This window comes from Yersinia sp. 2542 StPb PI (assembly GCF_048593855.1).
Taxonomy (GTDB): Bacteria; Pseudomonadota; Gammaproteobacteria; order Enterobacterales; family Enterobacteriaceae; genus Yersinia; species Yersinia enterocolitica_E.
On sequence record NZ_JAZGQA010000021.1, the window covers coordinates 1 to 22,779 of the forward strand.

Here is a 22,779-nt window from a genome sequence, read left to right on the forward strand (position 1 = left end):
AGGTGTTTCCTGTGACGAATATTTCCCATAAGGCCCATTCACCATTAACTGATTTGTCACCAGATACAACTAAAACAAATACCGTTATCGCCGCAGGTACGCAATTAACAGGTGATGTTAGGCTTGATGGCGACATTCAAATTTATGGTGTAGTGGTTGGCGATATTATCGTTAGTGATGGCACCATAAGGCTGATGCGCAGTGGCAAGATTGAGGGGAATTTAACCGCACCACACATTACGGTGGATGGACGGATTGAAGGGATCTGTGTTTCTGATCATCTGGAAATTCTGGAAAATGGTCGTTTAAACGGCATTGTGAAAGGCAGTAATTTCTCAATCAAGAAAGGTGGCGTCTTTATCGGCCAGTCTGAGATAACAGAGGAATCTGACAGCCAAAGCAAGGGTAAAGTAAAACCTGCTGTAATAGTGCCTCAGGAAAAGGCTAATACAGAAGAAGTCCGATCTGATGCTAGTTCCAGTAGCAAATAATTCTGCCAGTTCACTTTTTTCTAATACATGCTAATAACACGATTGAGCCAAATTTTAGGGCTACGATCGTGTTACTTGCTCACTTTTTTGGATGTTTTTTCATCGATTGTTTTTTTATTTGCTGAATACACAGCATTTTTCAACCTACAACTTCAGAAACAGGTTTTGGGACGCACGCTAAGGCTCCCTATTTTCCTCATTTTCCTTTGCCACCGATCCCACTTTCTTTGCCAATATAATCAGACTAATTGACTGAGATTAATTAGTTATAAATATATCGTTTTATATTATTTCCTGACCTAACGCCGAATTGATAGCTTATCCACATCGCAACATCTCAATCACCTTAGGAGCTTTCAATGAAGCAATCTCTGTCCACAAAAAAAAGCGCACTGGCATTAACGCTGTTAGCTGGTCTGGCGACGCTGTCTGGCACAGCCCACGCTGATAAACTGGATGATATCAAGCAAGCAGGTGTGGTGCGGATTGCTGTTTTTGATAGTAACCCTCCATTTGGTTATATCGATCCACAGACTAAAAAGCTGGTGGGATATGACGTGGACGTGGCGAATGCTATCGCGAAAGATCTCGGTGTAAAAGTAGAACTACGCGCCACTAACCCGGCCAACCGTATTCCATTACTGACATCGAAGAAAGTTGATCTGATTGCGGCAAACTTCACTATTACTGATGAGCGCGCTAAGGAAGTTAACTTCAGCCTGCCCTATTTCGCTACGGGTCAGAAATTTATCGCGCATAAAGGGGTGCTAAAGACACCTGAAGATATCGGCAAATTACGTATTGGTGCGGATAAAGGTACGGTTCAGGAAATTACCCTGCGGGAGCATTATCCAACCGCAAAAGTGATTTCTTACGATGATACACCGCTGGCATTTACTGCTTTGCGTAATGGTAACGTTCAAGCTATCACCCAGGATGATGCGAAACTTGTCGGCCTGCTCGGTAACTTACCGGCGGCACAAAAAGCTGATTTTGAGATCTCACCGTTCAGTATTACCAAAGAGTACCAAGGGGTTGGTATTCCTAAGGGTGAAGAGCGCTTAACGGCAAGTATTAACGAAACACTGGTGAAATTGGAAAAAGATGGCGAAGCGGCGAAGATTTATGATCGTTGGTTTGGCCCAGCAACCAATGCAGCCCAGCCGCGCGGTGAGTTTAAGTTTGCGCCACTGGATCAGCAACCTAAAGCCTAATAAATCCTTCGTCCTTGAAGTGAGAACATTAAAGCCCTGCATTGCCACGATGTGGGGCTGCTTGCATTGTAATCCGTTAGTGATTAACACCATGGGGGATAGGTAAGATGGATTTTACAGCACAGCTAATAATAGCTATTGAGATGCTTTTAGCGCGATATGGGTATCAAGACCTATGAATCTACATCATCTCACTGATTGGTTGTTGGCCCCGCAATATCTTAACTGGCTGTGGCAGGGGTTTCTGCTTACGTTGTGGATTTCTGCCTGCACGGTGGTTGCTGCCACGTTATTAGGCTTTTTTCTCGCTGCCGCCAGAGATAGCGAACTCAAAGCGCTGCGGTGGTTTGCTGTTGGCTACAGCACGCTATTTCGCAATACGCCGCTGCTGATCCAACTGTTCTTTTGGTATTTTGCTGCCAGTCAGTTTCTGCCTGCTTCCTGGGTTCCATGGCTCAATACACCCCATGAAATCACCTTTATCGGACTCACGTTAAGTTGGCCTTCTTTTGAATTTTTAGCCGGGTTTATCGGGCTAACCCTCTATTCCACGGCGTTTATTGCTGAAGAATTACGTTCTGGGATCAGCGGTGTCGCTAAAGGGCAAAAATACGCGGCACATGCGCTGGGGTTAACGGGCTGGCAATCGATGCGCCATGTGGTGTTGCCGCAGGCGTTGAAAATTGCCATGCCGCCATTGCTGGGCCAGTACATGAATATTATTAAAAACTCCTCTTTAGCGATGGCTATCGGGGTGGCTGAGCTTTCCTATGCTTCTCGTCAGGTTGAAACCGAAACATTGCGGACATTTCAAGCCTTTGGTGTGGCAACAGTATTGTATATCGCCATTATCGCGTTGATTGAAGCCTGGGGCATGTGGCGTCAACAGCGAACCACCATCAGGGGGCATTGAGATGGATTTTACAATTATTGCTGATAACTGGACTTATCTACTGTGGGGTACTTTCCCCGATGGCCCTCTGGGTGGGGCGGCATTAACCCTACTGATCAGTATCATGGCTGGAGTAGCCTCCGCAATCTTAGGGACCGTGCTGGGGGTATTGCTGGCAATGTCTCGTGGTGTTTGGGCGGGCGTATTGGCGGCTTTTTTGGGCTTTTTCCGCGCCATCCCGGTGATAATGCTGATTTTTTGGACCTACTTCCTGCTGCCAATTGTATTTGGTGTGGATATCCCCGAAATCACCACGGTGGTGTGTGCACTGGCATTGATTGCTTCCGCCTATCTGGCGCACGCAGTAAAAGCGGGGATTGTGGCGATTGGTGCAGGGCAGTGGCAGGCTGGGCTGTCGCTAGGTTTTAACCGCTGGCAGGTTTTATGGTTTGTGGTCTTGCCGCAAGCATTGCGCATGATGGTGCCATCATTTATCAATCAATGGATTTCATTGATTAAGGACACATCGCTGGCTTATATAGTTGGGGTGAATGAACTGACTTTTCTGGCAACTCAGGTCAATAACCGCAGCATGGTTTATCCCATGGAAGTGTTTCTATTTGTCGCGTTGGTCTACTTCGTTTTATGCCTGGCTTTGGATTTATTGGCAAATGGCCTCAACCGCCGTTTTAGCCCACAGCATGCGATTAAGAAACAAAGTGCCATTAAACGTCCATGGCGCTGGTTGAGTCATAAACCAGCGCCGTCGGCACACTAATGATGAGTAATCTGCCAGCCTCTTTCGCGCCACAAGTCAGGCAGTTGCTGCATATCATCAAACATGGTGACTAGCGGGTGGTGTATCGGCTGGTTGTGTGGATCGGCGCAGTAGTAAAATACCGGTATCCCTGCGGCAATCCCAGCGTGGGTGCCGGCCGCGGAGTCCTCCACCAAAATGCAGTGCTCGGCGGCCACCTGCATCTCTTTTGCCGCGTGATAAATCAGCGCGGGATCAGGCTTCCAACGCTGAATGTCGTAACCGCTATAGAGGCGTGTATCAAAGAAAGACAGCAGGCCAGTCAGGCCAAGGGAGTGCTGCATTTTGCTCACTGGCCCGTTGGAGACCACGCAGACGGGCAGGGTGATTTGCTCCAATAGCGCTTTTGCCCCTGCAATAGGCTGTAATTCGGCATCAAACAGGCGTGCAACCTCAGCGCGGTAGAGTTTTTCCAGCGTTGCTATTGATTCATCCAGACCGTTTTCTTTACTCACCAGCGCGACTATTTCATTCAGTTTTACCCCTTTAAAACGCTTAATCACCTCTTCCAGCGACAGGTGGATACCGTAATGGGCAAACATCACGACGTATGCACGACAACACAGGACTTCACTGTCAACCAAGGTGCCATCGCAATCGAACATGACGCATTCAATGTTATTCACTCTACTTATCCTTAAATTGTGCAGATCTACGTTCACTTCACTTTAATCATCCTGAGTAAGAATGCGATGTTTATTGACCCTACTAGCAGAAAAACTAATGACAAGTTAATAAAATACAACGGGTTGAATAATATGTAGTCATAATGAAGGCGTTGTTGCGCAACAGTGAAGATAAAAAATAGCCAAAAAAGAGTGTGATCCCGCTCTAAACAATAGTTTTTTGTTATAGGATATCCCCCGACTATCACTCCCTTCTGTGGAACTCTTCGAATGAGTAAACCAAACCTTGATACTGAGCAGGGGCTGCTCGAACGTGTATTTAAACTGAAACAGCACGGTACCACGGCACGTACTGAGCTGATTGCCGGTATCACTACCTTTTTGACCATGGTCTATATCGTGTTCGTAAACCCACAGATTTTAGGGGTTGCGGGTATGGATGTGCGGGCTGTTTTCGTGACAACCTGCCTGATTGCCGCCTTTGGTAGCATCTTTATGGGCTTATTGGCTAACTTACCGGTAGCACTGGCTCCGGCGATGGGGCTTAACGCTTTCTTCGCTTTTGTGGTGGTTGGCGCGATGGGTATTTCATGGCAAGTCGGCATGGGTGCTATTTTCTGGGGCGCAATCGGTTTCCTTTTGCTGACCATTTTCCGCATCCGGTATTGGATGATTGCTAACATCCCACTGAGCCTACGGGTGGGGATTACCAGTGGTATTGGCCTGTTTATTGCCATGATGGGGCTGAAAAATGCCGGTATCGTGGTGGCAAACCCGGATACCTTAGTCGCGGTAGGTAATTTGACTTCTCACAGTGTGCTGTTAGGTGCGCTGGGCTTCTTTATTATTGCGGTTCTGGCCTCTCGCAATATTCATGCTGCGGTGCTGGTGTCGATTGTGGTCACCACGCTGATTGGCTGGGCGCTGGGTGATGTACATTACTCTGGCATTTTCTCCATGCCGCCCAGTGTGACTTCTGTGGTCGGGCAGGTGGATTTAGCCGGAGCGCTGAATATAAGTATGGCGGGGATCATTTTCTCCTTCATGCTGGTTAACCTGTTCGATTCATCCGGCACATTAATCGGCGTCACGGATAAAGCGGGCTTAACCGACCATAAAGGCAAGTTCCCGCGCATGAAGCAAGCGCTGAACGTGGATAGCATCAGCTCGGTAGCCGGTGCTTTTATCGGTACCTCATCGGTGACCGCGTATATTGAAAGCTCCTCAGGGGTGTCTGTCGGGGGTCGTACTGGTTTAACGGCCGTTGTGGTTGGTATCTTGTTCCTGCTGGTGATGTTTGTGTCACCCCTGGCCGGTATGGTGCCTGCTTATGCCGCTGCCGGTGCGTTGATTTATGTTGGCGTGCTAATGACATCTAGCCTGTCACGGGTGAAGTGGGATGATTTGACTGAAGCCGTTCCTGCGTTTGTTACCGCGGTGATGATGCCGTTTAGTTTCTCTATCACTGAAGGGATCGCGCTGGGCTTTATCTCTTATTGCCTGATGAAGCTGGGTACGGGTCGTTGGCGTGAAATCAGCCCATGCGTAGTGGTTGTTGCGCTGCTGTTTGTGCTGAAAATTGCCTTTGTTGATCACTGATAGCCGATCATAAAAACGCCCCACTTTCGACACCGAGGGTGGGGGCGTTGTCGTTATAATCTTATGCTTTTAACTGAGCGCTGATTTGCTCCAGTGCCTTTGTCGCACATTGTGCGTCCAAATGCCCACCGGGTGCTCCGGCAACACCCACTGCACCGACCACCTCGTCCCCTGCTTTCACTGGTACGCCACCCCCTAACAGCAAGAACCCTGGAATGTCTTTCAGGTTATTGGCCGCAGGTGTCTTTTGGCTGTTTTCCATCACTTGCCCGCTTGGGGTTTTAGTCGATAGTGCCGTAAAGGCTTTTTGCTCGCTGGCTTTAACGGTGTGCGGGCCGGCATTATCAGCACGTAACACGGTTTTGATGATGCCCGCGCGATCAACGACGGTTACCGCCACGTTGTAACCATCCGCCTGGCAAACAGCGAGGGTGCGGCTGGCCAAATCGGTGGCCAGCGCCTGAGAGATATTACGTTCAGTGTTCAGACCCGCAGCAGAGGCTTGAGCTATCAGGCCAATGAATAAGGCGGAGGTCAGGGCAATAGGCTTGATCATATAAAATCCTTATTGTTAGCGAAGTGATTTAATCACTGTGCCGCTATGTTACGGCGATAAGTGGTGAAAAAACATTCGGCTAACTACCCGTTTTACTCCGTACTTCTACCTATACTCGTCATACTTCAAGCCGCATGTGCGTTGGCTGCATTCGTTCACCCCAGTCACTTACTTGAGTAAGCTCCAGGGGATTCGCTCAATTGCCGCCTTCCTGCAACTCGAATTATTTAGAGTATATTGGCAGCCTACCTGTAACGCCAATTGCCTTGGGGATTATTGGGAGGATAAGTGATAGTGATGAATAAGTGATGCCAGCGAGTTGACCTCCAGCTTGGAGAATATATTCGCGCGGTGCGCTTCAACGGTTCGCGGTGAAAGTGACAACATATGGGCGATTTGCTTGCTGGTTTCCCCTTGGATAATCAACGCGGCGACTTCCCGCTCGCGGGGTGAGAGTTGGCTAAGTAACTGTTGATAGCTCACTTGCTGCTTTTTCACTGCCAGCGCTTGCTCATGTTGCTCCAGTGCCATGCCGACCGTCTCGATCAGCACATCGGCGTCGATAGGTTTGGTCAAAAACTCCAGCGCTCCACCTTTAAATGCCCGGCGGCACAATTCAATATTACCGTGCCCAGTCATTATGATGACCGGAAGAGTGCTATCACGGCATTGAATGGCTTCTAATACTGCCATCCCACTCTTACCCGGCATTCTGATATCCAGCAGTACGCAACTTGGCTGGGTTATTGCCAATGTATCGAGGAAATACTGGCCGTCACTGAATGCTTTTACTTCCCAGCCCAGGGTGGCGAGTAATGCGGTTAGCGCGGCGCGAACACCGTCATCGTCATCAATCAGATAAATGTGTTTTGTCATGCGTATTCTCGCCAATCAGGGGAAAGGTTAGGATAAAACAAGCCCCGCCATGTTCACTGTTTGCGGCTTTTATGTCACCTCCCATTCGCTGTACCAATGTCTCACACAGGGTTAGCCCTAATCCCAGGCCACTCTCGCGAGTGGTATAAAAAGGTGTGAACAGGTGGTCTAACTGCTGGTGGCTTAGCCCCGGCCCATTATCTTCTATCTGAATTAGCCATTGCTGTGGTTGCAGGCGGGTAGTGAAATAAATTAACGGGGTCGCAGTATGTTGTACGGCATGGATAGCATTACTGAGTAAATTATGCAGAATTTGCTCCAGCCATAAAGGATCGGCCGAGAGTGGCGGTAAATTCGCTGGAATACTATTCACAACCGTTACTTTGCTGGCGGCTATCTCATTACTTAATAAAGCATTCACGCGTAACCAGATATCCGCTACCACCACCGGTTGTAAATTCACCTGCCCACGGCTGAGTAATGTGCGTAGCCGCTCCAGTAGCGCCGAAATCCGTTTGATTTGCTCAACCGACGCCCGTAGCAGTGGGGTGATTTTGTCGTCCTGCGCGGGTAATAACCGCAGAGCGGTTTGGTTATACGTCAGGGTGGCAGTGAGTGGCTGGTTCAACTCATGGGCAATACCTGTGGCAATTTCCCCCATGGCATTGAGTCTGGCTTGATCAGCAAATTTAGCCCGTTGTTCGGCGCGATTGCGGTATTGCGCCAACAGCTGCCAACGGTGCCAACCATAGAGGGTAGCTCCCCATATGAGTGAAAGCAGGAGGGCAGTTAACCAAGGCAGGTCACGCCAAAGAGGAGTTGCATAGCCAGTTAACGCAAAGGATTGAGCGCCCTCTCCCAATGGTTTTTGCCATTGCCAAAAGCTGTCTGGATTTGGCTTGCCCAGCACAGCTAACGGATGTTGCTGATAGCGTAATGTCACGCTGTCGAAATTTTCCGGTAAACCCACTACCTGCAACAGTTTTAACCCATTAATCTGCAAGCCACTGCCATTGTATGAGTTCGATAGCTGATAATCACCGCCGTGAACTTGCAGCGTTAACTGGCCTGCTTTTGATTTGTCGGCTTTAGTTTGGCTAATTGCGACTAATTGCGGGAAATGGCGCTGTAGTTGCGACAGTTGGTTCGGTTCAAGAGTCAGAAACAAAATAGCCTGTTGCTGGGCCAATTGCTGGCTCAATTCACGGTGGGTAATACGAAATTCGGCCTCACGCTCAGTTTGCTGCTCATTTAAGCCATACCAACCCAGCCAGAGAGTGGATATCAGGGTCAGGATAAGCCAGACAGTGATTTTAACGGCCATTTAGCAGCATCCAACATGTGTGGGTCAAGAGAGTAACCCCCAATCACCAGCGGCCAGTGGGGGTTTGAATCATGGGTTATTTTACGCGGACACGATCAATATAGGTCACAAAGGCTGCCAGTTGGCTGGTAAGGAAATCCAAAGTTCCTTGATCAATCAACGCCTTGGCTTGCTCATCCACTTTGCTTTGAATCACGCCACCCATAAATTCAGGCTTATTCATCACCATCGCATCAAGGAAAACCAGGATCTGACGTAAGTGATACTGGCAACGTGCTCCACCCACCGGCCCCATTGAGCTGGTTTGAATAGCAACTGGCTTGCCTGCCAGTGGTTGGTTTGGCAAGCGAGACAACCAGTCGATCGCATTCTTCAATCCACCTGGCACCGAATAGTTATATTCCGGTGTGACGATGATAACCCCATCAGCTTGACGAATCTGTTCAGCAATAGCTTGAACTGTAGCCGGGAAGCCGTCTTCCTGCTGAACATCAGCATCATAAAGCGGAATATCACGAATAGAAGGCAGTGCTTCAATGGTGACGCCTGAAGGGGCTAATTTAGGCAGTGCGCGGGCTACCATCGCATTGTAAGAACCATTACGCAGGCTACCCAGTAGGGTAACAATTTTAAGGGATTGCTGTGGCATGACATACTCCCGTTCAGTAAATGGATGAGGCTTTATACCCGTCATCTTTCTTATTGCAGGTGTGTTGGCCTCTCACCTGCATTTTGAAATCTATTGGCTATTTGTTACCAGAGTAGGCCAAACTTATGCGATAAAACAATGACTATCTCGCGTATGACGACATTTAAACATCACTTAAATTTGTGTTAGGGGGGGGAATTATTACGCTGAAACTGTGACCGCAGGAGAGGAACGGAAAAATCGTTTTTATCAGTCATCAAGTCTGTGCGCAAAATGCCGTTAATAGATCTGGAGCTATCCAGCTCTCTTAATTGAGCGACACGATAATGCTAAAAACCACTCAAGCCCGCTTTACTTTACTCGTCAGTGCGTTTTTTATTTTATTACTGATAATCACCGTGGTGGTTATTCAGCTTTTTGTGACACCACAACTCAAACAATCTGAAAGTACCATTGTTGGTAATAGCGTTGACCAAATTGCGACGGCAATCACGGCGCAAATGAACAAAGTGGAAGCGCAAGCCCGCAGCATTACACAGGCTGTTGCCATTATGGACAGCAATAGCATTGATCAACTATTACCGGGGCTGGTGGATCAGTACGGCGACAGTAATGTGTTTGGTGGTGGCATTTGGCCATTACCTAATAAACGTGAGCAAGGGGTGACTAAGTTCAGCACTTTCTTTGCCCGTAATGGAGAAAATAAGTTAACGGTCAACACCCATTGGAATTCGCCAGAATCACAAAATTATTTTGAGCAACCATGGTACAAAGATGGCTTAAATGCGCCTAAAGGCTTCTGCGCGTGGGCTAAGGCCTACCAGGATGATGCCAGCCCACAGCCAAGAACCAACTGCGCGATGGCAATTTATAAAGGTGATGAGGCATACGGTGTTTCAACCATTGACGTTACCTTAGGTTTCTTTAACCGTTTGGTTAAAGAAATGGAACAGAAAGTGAATGGCACTATTCTGATTGTCGAAGCTGATGGCAAGATTGTCGGCAGCAGTGCTCTGGCGGATGGCAAAGCCGAATTAAAAAATCTGTCTGACTTTGCGGCCAACTCGCCGATGGCGGCTGAAACCCAGCGGTTACTGCCGCAGTTAAAAGATCAAAAAGCACTGGAGAGTGAATTTGATGTCGACGGAACCTCTCACACCCTGTTTATTCGCCCGATCGCCAATAGCCCATGGTATTTGGTTACTGACTTACCAACCAGTTTATTGGTGAAACAGAGCCATGCCATCCTGTTGCATCTGGGGTTAGTACAGATTCCAATTATGCTGTTATTGCTTTTGTTACTGGTGTTTTCTATCCGCGTCTTTATGAAACGCTTAGCGGCTTTGAAAGAGAATATCACTGCATTATCGGCGGGAGGGGCTGATTTGACTCAGCGCTTACCGGAAAGTAATAGCCCGGAATTCAATGCAATTAACCAAAGTTTCAACAATTTTATCGACTATTTACAGCAAATGATGCGGCAAGTCGGTGAAAGTAGCCTGGCTATTGCCTCAGCATCGCGCCAGATAGCTAGCGGTAATCTGGATTTATCCGCCCGTACTGAAGATCAGGCCAGTTCAATTGAACAAACCGCAGCCTCAATGGATGAACTTACCAGCACGGTGAAACAAAATGCGGATAACGCCAGTCACGCCAACCAATTGGCGAGAGATGCTTCTACTGTTGCGGTGAAAGGTGGCAAGGTGGTGAAACAGGTGGTGGATACCATGGGTTCAATCAATCATTCATCGAAGAAAATAGTCGATATCATTAGTGTGATTGACAGTATCGCCTTCCAAACCAATATATTGGCACTTAATGCGGCGGTAGAAGCAGCAAGAGCGGGTGAACAAGGCCGTGGTTTTGCGGTGGTGGCATCAGAAGTGCGTAATCTGGCGCAGCGTTCAGCGACATCTGCTCGTGAGATTAAAAAACTGATCGAGGACTCGGTGGCTGATATTGCCATTGGTACTGGCTTGGTGGCTGACGCGGGCACCACTATGGATGATTTAATGAGCGGGGTGTCCAATGTGGCGGCATTAATGAATGAAATCATGTCATCCAGTCAGGAACAAAGTTTGGGTATCGAACAGGTTAATCTGGCAATCAATCAGTTGGATAATTCAACCCAGCAAAATGCGGCGCTAGTGCAACAAGTTGCTGCTGCGGCTCAGGCGATGCAGGATCAAACTTTACAGTTGGAGAGTGTGATTAGCGGCTTTAAGGTTTAATCAATGGAGTGTAAAGGGGTGACCGTACCTAAGGGCGCTTCGGTGGCTTACGCACTTGTATTTGAAACTAAGAGCGACCCCAACGGCACGTTTCCCCTTCATTTGACTTGTTAGTTATCTGAATCCCCTCTGTCTAGCTGAAAGGGGGGATTATTTATCACTCACGGCGAATTTTACTGGCAAATAAATTTCCCAGTGATTGGATTAACTGCACGGTGATAATCAATACAATGGCCGTGGTCACAGTGACGAACGTATCAAAGCGCTGATAGCCATAGGTTATAGCCAGATCACCAATCCCACCGCCGCCGACAGTACCTGCCATGGCGGTAGCACCAATCAAGCCAATGGTGGCTGTGGTCAGTGCCAATATCAAAGATGACAGTGCTTCGGGTAATAGAAAATACCAAATCGCCTGAAGGGGCGTGGCACCCATCGATTTTGCTGCCTCGAGAATTCCGGGGTTAACATCTAATAATGAATTTTCTACTAATCGGCCAATATAAGGTGCGATAAAAATAATCAATGGCACGATGGCCCCTGGTGTTCCGATAGTGGTATTCACGATCAAGCGGGTGAGTGGGATAATCGCTACCATCAAAATAATAAAGGGCAGTGATCGGATGATATTAATCACCGGGTTAAGAATATTATAAAAAGTGCGATGGTTAATTAGCCCTCCGGGCCGGGTTACCACCAATAAGATTCCCAGTGGGATACCAATAAGAGAACCGATCACCAATGAAATACTGACCATAACCAGTGTGTCGTGTAGCGCCTGGACAAATTGGTCCAACGTAATTGCGGTTTCGATCATTAATGTATTTCCTGTATATCAATTCCTGTTCCAGCCAGATGCGTGACGGCACTATCAATGAGGTTGTTGTCACCGCTTAACAGCAGCACCATATGACCCAATGTGGTGTCTTGTATCTCCGACATGTTGGCAAATAGAATATTCACGCCCACATCATATTGCCTGATAAGTTGATTTATCACCGGTTGCGTCGCAATCGCCCCCATAAAGGCTAAACGAAATTGGCGGCCAGCATGACTGCTATCTAACAGTTTTCTCACACTATCGGGCAGGCTATCCTTGATTACGGTGCGGACGAAATTAAGGGTTGTGGGGTGAGTGGGGTGGCCAAAAACCGTTAATACCGAACCCTGCTCAATTATTTGGCCGTTTTCCATAACCGCGACCTTATTACAGATTTTTTGAATGACGGACATTTCATGGGTAATCAGCAACACTGTAATATTGTATTGCTGATTAATTTTCTTCAGTAATAATAAAATCTGGGCGGTGGTTTGTGGATCCAGTGACGATGTGGCCTCATCACACAGCAGAATTGATGGATTGGTTGCCAGCGCACGAGCAATACCTACCCGCTGCTTCTGCCCCCCCGATAATTCATTAGGAAAACTATGGCTCTTATCACCTAACCCAACAAAATCCAGCAATTCAGCGACGCGCTCCTGAATGAATTTTTTATTTTTACCTAATAAGATGAGCGGCATAGCGACATTCTTAAAAACAGTTTTTGACTCCAGTAAGTTAAAATTCTGGAATATCATTCCGATGTTTTTTTTAAGTAGCCTGAGTTGCTCATGACTAAAATCATGTAGATTATTACCATCAATAATCACATCACCGGATGTTGGACTTTCCAATGAGTTTACCATTCGTAATAAGGTGCTTTTCCCTGCACCGCTATAACCGATAATGCCAAATATATCGCCATCTTCGATGGTTAAACTAACATTATTAAGCGCTTGTAGCTTTACACCTTTACGCTCAAAGGTTTTAGAAATATGCTGAAGTTCAATCATCAGATTATTCCATTACTTAAGATAATCAGGCAGCATATAACCGGTGTATTTCTCATTTCCCAGAATGTATTTTTTGAACTCCGCCGAGTGGTATCCCGCAATAATATCCTTGGCAAATTCTGCATCTTTATTTTTACCGGCGACAGTTACCACATTCACAAACTGTGTGGTTGGTTTTTCAAGTTGCAGTGCTGAGCTGAGTTTTATACCGTTAGATACAGCAAAATTACCCTGAATAGCACCAAAGTCGACATCAGGTAATGCTCTGACTTGCTGGGCATTATCCATCTCTTTGATCACCAGATGGTACGGATTTTCTGCTATGTCTTTTTGCGAGAAGGTCGCTGGATCAATTTTTTCCTTTAGCTTTATCCAGCCGATAGATTGCAATAACAGTGCTGCGCGGTACTCATTTGAGGGCTGGTTAGGGACTGAAATCAAAGCACCTTCTTTGGGTTTTTGGTCTTTTTGGTCTTTTTGGCTTTGCTGATATTTATCAGAATACAGTCCCATCGGTGGCGTTGGGACCTGAACAATACCGGTATTATCAATCCGCAGACGCTCATTTATCGCTTGCAGATAAATAGGGTGTTGCATGATATTGCCATCAATCTCGCCAGTGCTAACGGCATTATTAACCTGGATACCATCATTAAAATCTTTATATTCGATGCGATAGCCTTTGTTGATCAGATAAGGGGCTACACCTTTTTCAAATTGTTCTTTATAAGGGCCAGGATTAAATCCCAATTTGATAACTTTATTTTCTTCACTATGGGCATTTAGTGAAGTAACAATAATTAAACTAAATAAAGGTATCGTTAGTGAACGCATTCTCATCATAATTTCCCTGTGGAATAGTGTTAATTTAGTCTCTACCAGAGGCTTTATTTATTATGTTGCCGGTTATTCTTTTAGCTAAAAGCGGGATAACTAAGAATGAAATCATTCAAACATTGCGGGGATGAAGCGTAAACGAAGAAAATGATCTTAGCTTATCTATTATAGAGATAATGGATTTAGTGTTTTTTATTAGGCGATTGGAACGAAAGGCGGATTATCAACCCGCTGCGTACAAATTGCGCAGCGGGTTCTATCGCTATAACCGGAGTTTAGCCCTGAATCAGATTAGGGATTTTTACATCAGGATTTACGTCAGCGTCATAATCCACACCGTCGACGGCAAACCCAAACAGGTTTAAGAACTCAGTCTTATAACCGGTAAAGTCAGTCAATTGGTAGATATTGTCATTGGTGACTTGATCCCACAATGCTTGTACCTGGTTTTGAATTGCTGGTGCCAGTTCTTTGTAGTCAGCACGTAAACGGCCATCGGCGTCCAGATGCGGTGCCTCACCACACAAGCTGTCTTTATACAGCGAATAAACTTGCTCGATGCAGCCTTCATGAGTGCCTTTTTCTTTCATCACCTTGAATAGTAATGACAAATACAGTGGCATCATTGGGATAGCGGAGCTTGCCTGAGTCACTACCGCTTTCAACACGGATACCCGGGCATCACCGCCACCATGGGCAGCCAAGCTATTGCGGATAGTCAGAACTTTTTGGTCCAGATCCTTTTTGGCTGCGCCAATAGAACCGTTCCAATAGATATCATGAGTGATTTTTTCACCCAGGTAAGTAAAGGCGGTAGTTTGTGCCCCTTCAGCCAGCACGCCAGCTTCCAGTAGCGCATCAATCCACATCTGCCAGTCTTCGCCCCCCATCACTGCTACCGTGTTGTCTATCTCGGTTTGGGTTGCGGGTTGTAGCACAACTTCTTTGATAACTTCTTTATCGGTATCCAGGCCACGGAATTTAACTTCATGGCCGATTGGCTTCAGTGTGGAGTTAAACACTTCGCCGGTTTTTGGATGAGTGCGGCGCGGCGAGGCCAGGCTATAGATAACTTGATCAACCTGACCCAGATCTTGCTTAATAGCCTCGATGGTCAGTCGTTTGATCTCATCGGAGAAAGCATCGCCATTGATGCTTTTCGCATACAGACCTTTCTGCTCAGCAAACTTGTGGAAAGCTGCGCTGTTGTACCAGCCGGAGGTCGCCGGTTTACCTTCTTCTCCTGGGCGTTCAAAGAAAATACCCAGCGTATCGGCACCACAACCAAATGCTGCTGTGATTCGAGCTGCCAGCCCGTATCCAGTTGACGCACCAATCACTAATACTCGTTTTGGGCCGTTAGCAATTGGGCCTTCTGCTGTGACATAGTCGATTTGCTTTTTGACGTTAGCTTCACAGCCCGCCGGGTGAGCAGTCACACAGATAAAGCCGCGTACACGTGGTTTTATAATCATGGATACCTCAGTTTATGAATAAAGTTAAGTGTTCGAGCTACCGTCGGTCGAGACTCTAACAGTTCGGACTCATAGAGTCAGATTATCAAAATTAGCGATAATCTGCTCCAGCTCTATAACATCACACTCATTTTCCGATACAAAAACTGGAGAAAATGCGCCCCAGTAAGTCATCTGAGCTGAATTCGCCGGTAATTTCACTCAATGACTGTTGTGCTAAACGTAGCTCTTCCGCCAGTAACTCACCGGCGTAAGCGCTTACTAACTGTTCGTGGCCTTGCACCAAATGCTGGGCAGCGGTTTCCAACGCTTGCAAATGGCGTCGGCGAGCCAGGAAGCCACCTTCGGTGTTACTGGTAAAGCCCATACTCTGCTTAAGATGGCTACGCAGCAGATCAATACCTTCGCCGGTACGGGCCGATAAGCGAATAAGTGAGTGACCATTCACTTCGGTTAACCCCAGCGATTCACCTGTGATATCCGCTTTATTGCGCACCACGGTGATGGGCAGAGTCGATGGTAGGCGGGCCATAAACTCAGGCCAGATAGCGGCCGGTTCGGTGGCATCAGTCGTCGTACCATCAACCATAAACAGTACGCGATCTGCTTGTTCTATCTCATTCCACGCCCGTTCGATACCAATGCGCTCAACTTCGTCACTGGCTTCACGTAAGCCAGCAGTATCGATGATATGCAATGGCATCCCATCGATATGAATATGTTCCCGTAAAACATCACGAGTTGTGCCTGCGATATCGGTTACGATTGCCGCTTCACGGCCCGCTAACGCATTGAGCAGGCTTGATTTACCGGCATTTGGGCGGCCGGCAATGACCACTTTCATCCCTTCACGCAACAAGCTGCCTTGCCGTGCTTCAGTGCGCACCTGCTCAAGATCGGCCATCACACCGTTCAACTGGCCTTCAATCTTGCCATCAGAAAGGAAGTCAATTTCCTCATCGGGGAAGTCAATGGCAGCTTCGACGTAGATTCGCAAGTGAGTAAGTGCTTCCACCAATTGATGGATTTTAACTGAAAATGCACCCTGCAATGAATTTACTGCTGAGCGGGCGGCTTGCTCCGAGCTGGCATCAATCAGGTCGGCAATCGCTTCTGCTTGAGCCAAATCCAGCTTGTCATTTAAAAACGCGCGTTCAGAAAACTCACCCGGACGGGCAATGCGCAGCCCTGGCAGCGCCAGAATGCGTTTTAACAGTAAATCCAGTATAACCGGACCACCGTGACCTTGCAGTTCCAGCACGTCCTCGCCAGTAAAGGAATTGGGGCCGGGGAAGTAGAGAGCGATACCTTGGTCTAATGTACTGCCATCAGTATCTTTAAACGGCAGATAATCGGCATAGCGAGGCTTGGGCAATTTGCCCAAAACCGCCTGCGCCACGTCTGCGGCAGCACGACCTGAAACACGTAAAATACCAACACCACCACGGCCTGGCGGGGTTGCTTGTGCCACGATAGTATCAGTGGTGCTCATGGTTATTTCTCTCTTTAAAAGAATAAGGCGGTCATATAGCTATGACCGCCTCATATACCCTTCTTAATTGCAGTCGCAGCGTTTGTTAGCTGCTCTCCCCAGTTACTGACGTATGCCAGTGACTGGGGTATCTATCATGTTAAGACTGTTTCTTCTTATCGCGGCTATGTAAACCACGTTTTTCCAGACCACGATAAATCAACTGCTGTTGCAGGATGGTCACCAGGTTACTGACGATATAGTACAGTACCAGACCAGCCGGGAACCACAGGAAGAACACAGTGAAGATAACTGGCATAAAGGTCATTATCTTCTGCTGCATTGGGTCCGTCACGGTAGTTGGTGACATCTTCTGAATGAAGTACATGGTGATACCCATCAGAATCGGCAGAATGTAGTACGGGTCTTGTGCTGACAGGTCATGAATCCACAGGATGAATGGCGCATGACGCAACTCAACGGAACTCATCAACATGTAGTACAACGCCAGGAAGATAGGCATCTGAATGACCAGCGGTAAGCAGCCACCCAGCGGGTTAACCTTCTCAGCTTTGTACAGCGCCATCATCTCCTGACTCATACGCTGCTTATCGTCACCGATACGCTCACGCATGGCAGCCAGTTTAGGCTGTAGCAAACGCATTTTCGCCATCGAGGTGTATTGCGCTTTTGTCAGCGGGTACATGATACCGCGCACGATAAAGGTAATCACGATGATGGAGAAGCCCCAGTTACCGACAAAGCTGTGAATGAATTTCAACAGTTTGAACAGTGGCTGAGAAATAAACCATAACCAACCATAATCAACAGTCAGGTCCAGATGTGGCGCAATGGCCGCCATTTTGTCCTGAATTTCTGGGCCAACCCATAAGGTAGCACCCAGTTGTTTCTGCTCACCCGGTTGAATAATAACTGGCGCACCTTTAAAGCCGATAGCCGCCAGACCATTACCCAAATCAGAAGAGTAGAAAGTGTTGGTTTCATTAGCTGCCGGGATCCAGGCGGTTGCAAAATACTGTTGCAACATGGCTACCCAGCCACCTTTGGTGGTGATGTCCATATTTTTGTCTTCGATATCACTAAAGCTGTATTTTTTATATTTAGTGTCATCAGAAGAGTAAGCCGCGCCACGATAGGTGTGCAGCGCAAAGTTATTGCTGCCGGTATCACGGTGTTTAGGCAAATTGATGCTTTGCTTCAACTGGCCAAACAGCGTCAGCTCCAGCGGGGCAGCAGAGGCGTTTTTAACGTGATAATCCACGCCAATGGCGTAATCGTTACGTTTTAGCACAAAAGTCTTGGTGAAAACGGAGCCATCTTTGCCGGTAAAGGTCAATGGAATACGCAGTTCATCCTGACCGTCAGCCAATACAAAGCTGGTTTGAGGCGCTTCAAACAGTGGGCGCTCACCGTTAGCTGGATTATCCGGGCCGCTTTTGCCTGTCAGGCCGCTTTGCGCCTGATAGACGAAAGCTGGAGTGGTTTCCAGTAATTCGAAAGTTTTATCTGAACCCAGAGCATCCGGGTAAGCCAGCAGGTTAGCCTGCTCGATGTCACCACCACGGGTATTAATGGTCAGAGACAGCACATCAGTTTTTACAGTAATCAGTTGACCCTGACCACTGCCGGGCACAGCCTGGCTTGCTTTATCACCGGTAGCAGTATTCGCAGTCTGTTGCGTGGTCTGAGCGGCTGGTTGTGGACTGTTATCCACTTGCCAGGCTTGCCAGATCATGAAAGACACGAACAGCAGAGCGATGAGTAGAAGATTGCGTTGCGAATCCATCGTTAGTGTTCTCTGTTATCGTCGGGTTTCGGCGGCACGGGATCATCGCCACCTGGGTTCAAAGGGTGGCATTTTAATACGCGTTTCAGTGTTAACCAACTGCCTTTTATCATCCCAAACCGGCGCAATGCCTCAATTCCATAATGAGAGCATGTCGGATGGAAACGACAACGCGGCCCCAGCAGCGGACTAATCACGAGCTGATAGCCCCTGATTAGCCCGATCAGGATGCGGGAGCCTGGCGACAGTGGCGACGCCATAATTTTTCCAAAGCTTCCGTCAACGCACGGTTATCGAGGTCAGCCACACCCTTTTTCACCAAAACGACAAAATCCATAGACGGTAACGTATGCTGATGCAAACGGAAGCTTTCGCGTGTGAGGCGCTTTATCCGGTTACGTTCGTGAGCACGTTTGACATGTTTTTTGGCGACGGTAAGACCGATGCGGGGATGCCCCAGCTCGTTCAGGCGGCCGAGGATGGTGATTTGCGGCGTGCCAGCCCGTTGTGGCTGCTGGAAGACAAAAGTGAAATGACTGGGAGTTAACAAACGTAACTCCCTAGGAAATGCTAGCTTAACCACTGAGATGGTTAGCTTTTATTACTTAGAAACAGTCAGACGAGTACGGCTTTTCGCACGACGGCGAGCCAGAACTTGACGACCATTTTTGGTGGCCATACGAGCACGGAAACCGTGGCTACGGTTGCGCTTCAATACGGACGGTTGGAAAGTGCGTTTCATAGCGATTTCTACCTAAACTTAAAATAATTACTGATTCAGTAAACGCGTTTGGCTGCTCGGAGTGAAGACACCGACGCCTCAATCGCAACATATAAAGAAGCGGGATTGTAATAATTGTACAGTCCTGAGTCAATTGACATTGCGCCCGCCCGCACAGAAGTTTTCTGTATCGGGAGTTTACCAAGAGCCTGCCCGTGTTCACCGCTGGTTTCTTTTTGGCCAAAGCCATCAAGAACACAGGCATCACACGTAGGGCTGAGGATTATACGGACTCCCAGACAAATCGCAAGGATCACCGTGAGATCCTTTGTGGATTAATGAGGATCAGTTGTTAGAAAAGGGGAAGGTGATACCAGTATATTCTGAAATATTTTGCGATTATTGCTGATGAGGGACACGAAAAGCTGTGCACTGGGTTACACTCCTAACAGAAGTTATGTCCTGTGGATAAAAAGGATCTAATCTGTGAGGAAGGGGAGGATCTATTGCTCCTTTTGCGCTATGATCCGCCATTCCGATCGCATCCGCTACTCTGGATCACTACTCCGGGATCGCAGGGGGATGTTAGTCGTAAAAACAACCGAAAAACGGTTCGCATGTCACTTTGGCTTGCTACAGGCCATATTGGCGTGTGTCAAAAACGATGAGTTACAAAAAATCCTGATTTCTTTCTTTTATTGATCTTGTTCGAGTGGAGTCCGCCGTGTCACTTTCGCTTTGGCAGCAGTGTCTTGCCCGATTGCAGGATGAGTTACCTGCCACAGAATTTAGTATGTGGATACGCCCCCTACAGGCGGAACTGAGTGACAATACTCTGGCGCTTTACGCCCCTAATCGTTTTGTACTGGACTGGGTCCGTGATAAGTACTTAAACAATATCAATGGCTTACTTAATGACTTTTGTGGTTCCGAGGTTCCTTTACTGCGTTTTGAAGTAGGGAGTAAACCGGCGGTAAGAACACACAGCCATCCAGTAACCGCCAGTGTTAGTGCACCTGTCGCTCCGGTTACCCGCAGCGCCCCTGTACGCCCGAGTTGGGACAGTTCGCCCGCTCAACCTGAACATTCTTACCGTTCGAATGTGAACCCGAAGCACACATTTGATAACTTCGTTGAAGGTAAATCCAACCAACTGGCTCGTGCTGCGGCACGTCAGGTTGCTGATAATCCGGGTGGCGCATATAACCCGTTATTCCTCTATGGCGGTACAGGTTTGGGTAAGACTCACCTGTTACATGCAGTAGGGAATGGCATCATGGCGCGTAAAGCCAATGCCAAAGTGGTTTACATGCATTCGGAGCGTTTTGTACAGGACATGGTTAAGGCTTTGCAGAACAACGCGATAGAAGAATTTAAACGCTATTATCGTTCCGTTGATGCATTATTAATCGATGATATTCAGTTCTTTGCCAATAAAGAGCGTTCCCAGGAAGAGTTTTTCCACACCTTTAATGCCTTATTGGAAGGTAATCAGCAGATCATTTTGACCTCAGATCGCTATCCAAAAGAGATCAATGGCGTCGAAGATCGTTTGAAATCGCGTTTTGGCTGGGGTTTAACGGTTGCTATTGAGCCGCCGGAACTGGAAACCCGAGTCGCGATCCTGATGAAGAAAGCGGATGAAAATGATATTCGCTTGCCCGGTGAGGTTGCGTTCTTTATTGCCAAGCGTCTGCGTTCCAATGTGCGTGAGCTGGAAGGGGCATTGAACCGTGTGATAGCTAATGCCAACTTTACCGGTCGGGCAATCACCATTGATTTTGTTCGCGAAGCTCTGCGTGACTTGCTGGCATTGCAGGAAAAGCTGGTTACCATCGATAATATTCAAAAGACTGTCGCAGAATATTATAAAATTAAGGTCGCTGACCTGCTCTCCAAACGGCGTTCTCGTTCGGTGGCCCGCCCGCGCCAAATGGCGATGGCGCTGGCAAAAGAGTTAACCAACCACAGCCTGCCTGAAATCGGCGATGCGTTTGGTGGCCGCGACCATACCACGGTGTTGCATGCTTGCCGCAAGATTGAGCAATTGCGTGAAGAAAGCCACGACATCAAAGAAGATTTCTCTAACTTAATCAGAACATTATCCTCCTAGCGCTATGAAATTTATCATTGAACGTGAGCATCTGCTAAAACCGCTGCAACAGGTCAGTAGCCCGCTGGGTGGACGTCCTACGTTGCCAATTTTAGGTAACTTGTTGTTGCAAGTGACCGAAGGCTCTTTGTTGCTGACGGGGACCGATCTGGAAATGGAGATGGTCGCGCGCGTTGCGTTGTCAAATCCCCATACCCAGGGAGCAACCACCGTACCGGCCCGGAAGTTTTTTGATATCTGGCGCGGTTTGCCAGAAGGGGCAGAAATCACGGTGGCACTGGATGGTGATCGTCTACTGGTGCGCTCTGGCCGTAGCCGCTTCTCGCTGTCTACCCTGCCCGCGGCGGACTTCCCTAATCTGGATGATTGGCAGAGTGAGGTGGAGTTCACCTTACCGCAAGCCACACTGAAACGTCTGATTGAGTCCACTCAGTTCTCGATGGCTCATCAGGATGTGCGCTATTACTTGAACGGTATGCTGTTTGAGACTGAAGGTGAAGAGCTGCGCACTGTGGCGACCGATGGCCACCGTTTGGCGGTATGTTCCATGCCAATCGGGCAGACATTACCTTCACATTCGGTGATCGTGCCGCGTAAAGGTGTGATGGAGCTGGTCAGGTTATTGGATGGAGGTGATACACCACTGCGCCTGCAAATCGGCAGCAACAACATCCGCGCGCATGTGGGGGATTTTATTTTCACCTCTAAGCTAGTTGATGGCCGTTTCCCTGATTATCGCCGGGTATTGCCGAAGAACCCTGACAAAACGCTAGAAGCGGGTTGTGACTTGCTGAAACAGGCTTTTGCCCGAGCAGCAATTTTGTCAAATGAGAAGTTCCGCGGCGTTCGGCTCTATGTCAGTCACAATCAGCTCAAAATCACCGCCAATAACCCTGAACAGGAAGAAGCGGAAGAAATCCTCGATGTTAGCTACGAGGGAACAGAAATGGAGATCGGTTTCAACGTCAGCTATGTACTTGATGTGCTGAATGCACTGAAATGCGAAGATGTGCGCCTGTTATTGACCGATTCGGTCTCCAGTGTGCAGATTGAAGACGGTGCCAGTCAGGCTGCGGCCTACGTTGTCATGCCAATGCGTCTTTGAACTATAGCGGGCTATCTTATTGCCAGCTTGGGATTGGGCAGTGCTCACCATCCTCACGTACATTAAGTACGCTCCGGTGGTTGTGCGCTGTCCGCACCCAATCTGTCTGCGACAATTACGCCCTCTTTCAGAGGTAATGCGA

Annotated in this window: 22 protein-coding genes; 8 read left to right on the top strand and 14 right to left on the bottom strand. The window is 47.9% G+C overall.

Going from position 1 to position 22,779, the window contains the following annotated elements:
• The first annotated feature begins 2 nt into the window (after positions 1-2).
• The 4 genes from V1952_RS04795 to V1952_RS04810 all read left to right on the top strand — a co-directional run bounded on the left by V1952_RS04795 (position 3) and on the right by V1952_RS04810 (position 3,375).
• Positions 3-491: a bactofilin family protein gene (locus V1952_RS04795; protein WP_420074391.1), complete on the top strand. Its 489-nt coding sequence runs from the start codon at positions 3-5 to the stop codon at positions 489-491.
• 359 nt (positions 492-850) lie between these two features.
• Positions 851-1,705, top strand: coding sequence for an ABC transporter substrate-binding protein (locus V1952_RS04800; RefSeq protein ID WP_420071198.1), 855 nt, complete (start codon positions 851-853; stop codon positions 1,703-1,705).
• Between the two features lie 175 nt (positions 1,706-1,880).
• On the top strand, positions 1,881-2,618 hold the full coding sequence (locus tag V1952_RS04805; protein ID WP_420074392.1) for an amino acid ABC transporter permease: 738 nt from the start codon (positions 1,881-1,883) through the stop codon (positions 2,616-2,618).
• 1 nt (position 2,619) lies between these two features.
• On the top strand, positions 2,620-3,375 hold the full coding sequence (locus V1952_RS04810; protein WP_420074393.1) for an amino acid ABC transporter permease: 756 nt from the start codon (positions 2,620-2,622) through the stop codon (positions 3,373-3,375).
• Here the strand turns inward: V1952_RS04810 and yieH are convergent.
• On the bottom strand, positions 3,372-4,040 hold the full coding sequence (yieH, locus tag V1952_RS04815) for a 6-phosphogluconate phosphatase (RefSeq protein ID WP_083161558.1): 669 nt from the start codon (positions 4,038-4,040) through the stop codon (positions 3,372-3,374). The genes V1952_RS04810 and yieH overlap by 4 nt on opposite strands.
• A gap of 270 nt (positions 4,041-4,310) precedes the next feature.
• Here yieH and V1952_RS04820 point away from each other — a divergent pair, with 270 nt between their 5' ends.
• Positions 4,311-5,639, top strand: a complete 1,329-nt coding sequence (locus tag V1952_RS04820; protein ID WP_420074394.1) for an NCS2 family permease — start codon at positions 4,311-4,313, stop codon at positions 5,637-5,639.
• 61 nt (positions 5,640-5,700) lie between these two features.
• Here V1952_RS04820 and V1952_RS04825 read toward each other — a convergent pair whose 3' ends face one another.
• The 4 genes from V1952_RS04825 to V1952_RS04840 all read right to left on the bottom strand — a co-directional run bounded on the left by V1952_RS04825 (position 5,701) and on the right by V1952_RS04840 (position 9,044).
• Positions 5,701-6,195: a GlcG/HbpS family heme-binding protein gene (locus V1952_RS04825; RefSeq protein ID WP_005186737.1), complete on the bottom strand. Its 495-nt coding sequence runs from the start codon at positions 6,193-6,195 to the stop codon at positions 5,701-5,703.
• Between the two features lie 273 nt (positions 6,196-6,468).
• The gene (locus V1952_RS04830; protein WP_420074395.1) at positions 6,469-7,071 is read right to left on the bottom strand and encodes a response regulator transcription factor; all 603 of its coding nucleotides are present in this window, start codon (positions 7,069-7,071) and stop codon (positions 6,469-6,471) included.
• Complete coding sequence (locus tag V1952_RS04835) at positions 7,046-8,395, bottom strand: sensor histidine kinase (protein ID WP_420074396.1); 1,350 nt, start codon at positions 8,393-8,395, stop codon at positions 7,046-7,048. Before V1952_RS04835 ends, V1952_RS04830 begins: the two co-directional genes overlap by 26 nt.
• A 76-nt stretch (positions 8,396-8,471) precedes the next feature.
• A complete protein-coding gene (locus V1952_RS04840; protein WP_372560192.1) occupies positions 8,472-9,044 on the bottom strand; it encodes an NADPH-dependent FMN reductase in 573 nt (190 codons plus the stop codon).
• A 326-nt stretch (positions 9,045-9,370) separates the two neighbouring features.
• On the opposite strand from V1952_RS04840, the gene V1952_RS04845 reads away from it, so the two are divergent.
• Entirely contained in the window at positions 9,371-11,275 is a 1,905-nt protein-coding gene (locus tag V1952_RS04845) for a methyl-accepting chemotaxis protein (protein WP_372560193.1), read from the top strand.
• Between the two features lie 157 nt (positions 11,276-11,432).
• On the opposite strand, the gene V1952_RS04850 is transcribed toward V1952_RS04845, so the two are convergent.
• From V1952_RS04850 to rpmH, 9 genes are all read right to left on the bottom strand, one after another.
• Positions 11,433-12,092, bottom strand: coding sequence for a methionine ABC transporter permease (locus tag V1952_RS04850; protein ID WP_420074397.1), 660 nt, complete (start codon positions 12,090-12,092; stop codon positions 11,433-11,435).
• The gene (locus tag V1952_RS04855; protein WP_372560195.1) at positions 12,092-13,108 is read right to left on the bottom strand and encodes a methionine ABC transporter ATP-binding protein; all 1,017 of its coding nucleotides are present in this window, start codon (positions 13,106-13,108) and stop codon (positions 12,092-12,094) included. Before V1952_RS04855 ends, V1952_RS04850 begins: the two co-directional genes overlap by 1 nt.
• 12 nt (positions 13,109-13,120) lie before the next feature.
• Positions 13,121-13,948 (bottom strand): MetQ/NlpA family ABC transporter substrate-binding protein, encoded by an 828-nt coding sequence (locus tag V1952_RS04860; RefSeq protein ID WP_420074398.1) that lies wholly within the window; start codon positions 13,946-13,948, stop codon positions 13,121-13,123.
• Between the two features lie 272 nt (positions 13,949-14,220).
• Positions 14,221-15,420 carry an enoyl-ACP reductase FabV gene (gene fabV / locus V1952_RS04865; RefSeq protein WP_420071194.1) on the bottom strand — a complete coding sequence of 400 codons (1,200 nt, stop codon included), beginning with the start codon at positions 15,418-15,420 and terminating at the stop codon, positions 14,221-14,223.
• A 127-nt stretch (positions 15,421-15,547) separates the two neighbouring features.
• Positions 15,548-16,912: a tRNA uridine-5-carboxymethylaminomethyl(34) synthesis GTPase MnmE gene (gene mnmE / locus V1952_RS04870; RefSeq protein WP_420074399.1), complete on the bottom strand. Its 1,365-nt coding sequence runs from the start codon at positions 16,910-16,912 to the stop codon at positions 15,548-15,550.
• 139 nt (positions 16,913-17,051) lie between these two features.
• Positions 17,052-18,698 (bottom strand): membrane protein insertase YidC, encoded by a 1,647-nt coding sequence (gene yidC / locus V1952_RS04875; RefSeq protein ID WP_083161538.1) that lies wholly within the window; start codon positions 18,696-18,698, stop codon positions 17,052-17,054.
• A gap of 2 nt (positions 18,699-18,700) precedes the next feature.
• Complete coding sequence (gene yidD / locus V1952_RS04880) at positions 18,701-18,958, bottom strand: membrane protein insertion efficiency factor YidD (protein ID WP_032906726.1); 258 nt, start codon at positions 18,956-18,958, stop codon at positions 18,701-18,703.
• A complete protein-coding gene (rnpA, locus tag V1952_RS04885; protein ID WP_025380108.1) occupies positions 18,922-19,281 on the bottom strand; it encodes a ribonuclease P protein component in 360 nt (119 codons plus the stop codon). The genes yidD and rnpA overlap by 37 nt, the downstream gene beginning before the upstream one ends.
• An 18-nt stretch (positions 19,282-19,299) precedes the next feature.
• Positions 19,300-19,440: a 50S ribosomal protein L34 gene (gene rpmH, locus V1952_RS04890; protein WP_004393543.1), complete on the bottom strand. Its 141-nt coding sequence runs from the start codon at positions 19,438-19,440 to the stop codon at positions 19,300-19,302.
• A gap of 703 nt (positions 19,441-20,143) precedes the next feature.
• On the opposite strand from rpmH, the gene dnaA reads away from it, so the two are divergent.
• Both dnaA and dnaN read left to right on the top strand, forming a co-directional pair.
• On the top strand, positions 20,144-21,532 hold the full coding sequence (gene dnaA / locus V1952_RS04895; protein ID WP_083161536.1) for a chromosomal replication initiator protein DnaA: 1,389 nt from the start codon (positions 20,144-20,146) through the stop codon (positions 21,530-21,532).
• 4 nt (positions 21,533-21,536) lie between these two features.
• On the top strand, positions 21,537-22,637 hold the full coding sequence (gene dnaN / locus V1952_RS04900) for a DNA polymerase III subunit beta (protein WP_005186756.1): 1,101 nt from the start codon (positions 21,537-21,539) through the stop codon (positions 22,635-22,637).
• Positions 22,638-22,779: the final 142 nt, after the last annotated feature.

What these genes read in the sequence shown, in the direction of transcription:
- V1952_RS04835 (WP_420074396.1), bottom strand. Translation starts at nt 8,395, where the DNA reads ATGGCCGTTAAAATCACTGTCTGGCTTATCCTGACCCTGATATCCACT.
- yidC (WP_083161538.1), bottom strand. Translation starts at nt 18,698, where the DNA reads ATGGATTCGCAACGCAATCTTCTACTCATCGCTCTGCTGTTCGTGTCT.
- mnmE (WP_420074399.1), bottom strand. Translation starts at nt 16,912, where the DNA reads ATGAGCACCACTGATACTATCGTGGCACAAGCAACCCCGCCAGGCCGT.
- V1952_RS04845 (WP_372560193.1), top strand. Translation starts at nt 9,371, where the DNA reads ATGCTAAAAACCACTCAAGCCCGCTTTACTTTACTCGTCAGTGCGTTT.
- V1952_RS04860 (WP_420074398.1), bottom strand. Translation starts at nt 13,948, where the DNA reads ATGAGAATGCGTTCACTAACGATACCTTTATTTAGTTTAATTATTGTT.
- V1952_RS04800 (WP_420071198.1), top strand. Translation starts at nt 851, where the DNA reads ATGAAGCAATCTCTGTCCACAAAAAAAAGCGCACTGGCATTAACGCTG.
- fabV (WP_420071194.1), bottom strand. Translation starts at nt 15,420, where the DNA reads ATGATTATAAAACCACGTGTACGCGGCTTTATCTGTGTGACTGCTCAC.
- V1952_RS04840 (WP_372560192.1), bottom strand. Translation starts at nt 9,044, where the DNA reads ATGCCACAGCAATCCCTTAAAATTGTTACCCTACTGGGTAGCCTGCGT.
- V1952_RS04805 (WP_420074392.1), top strand. Translation starts at nt 1,881, where the DNA reads ATGAATCTACATCATCTCACTGATTGGTTGTTGGCCCCGCAATATCTT.
- V1952_RS04820 (WP_420074394.1), top strand. Translation starts at nt 4,311, where the DNA reads ATGAGTAAACCAAACCTTGATACTGAGCAGGGGCTGCTCGAACGTGTA.
- V1952_RS04850 (WP_420074397.1), bottom strand. Translation starts at nt 12,092, where the DNA reads ATGATCGAAACCGCAATTACGTTGGACCAATTTGTCCAGGCGCTACAC.
- V1952_RS04825 (WP_005186737.1), bottom strand. Translation starts at nt 6,195, where the DNA reads ATGATCAAGCCTATTGCCCTGACCTCCGCCTTATTCATTGGCCTGATA.
- V1952_RS04810 (WP_420074393.1), top strand. Translation starts at nt 2,620, where the DNA reads ATGGATTTTACAATTATTGCTGATAACTGGACTTATCTACTGTGGGGT.
- V1952_RS04830 (WP_420074395.1), bottom strand. Translation starts at nt 7,071, where the DNA reads ATGACAAAACACATTTATCTGATTGATGACGATGACGGTGTTCGCGCC.
- yidD (WP_032906726.1), bottom strand. Translation starts at nt 18,958, where the DNA reads ATGGCGTCGCCACTGTCGCCAGGCTCCCGCATCCTGATCGGGCTAATC.
- rpmH (WP_004393543.1), bottom strand. Translation starts at nt 19,440, where the DNA reads ATGAAACGCACTTTCCAACCGTCCGTATTGAAGCGCAACCGTAGCCAC.
- V1952_RS04855 (WP_372560195.1), bottom strand. Translation starts at nt 13,108, where the DNA reads ATGATTGAACTTCAGCATATTTCTAAAACCTTTGAGCGTAAAGGTGTA.
- dnaN (WP_005186756.1), top strand. Translation starts at nt 21,537, where the DNA reads ATGAAATTTATCATTGAACGTGAGCATCTGCTAAAACCGCTGCAACAG.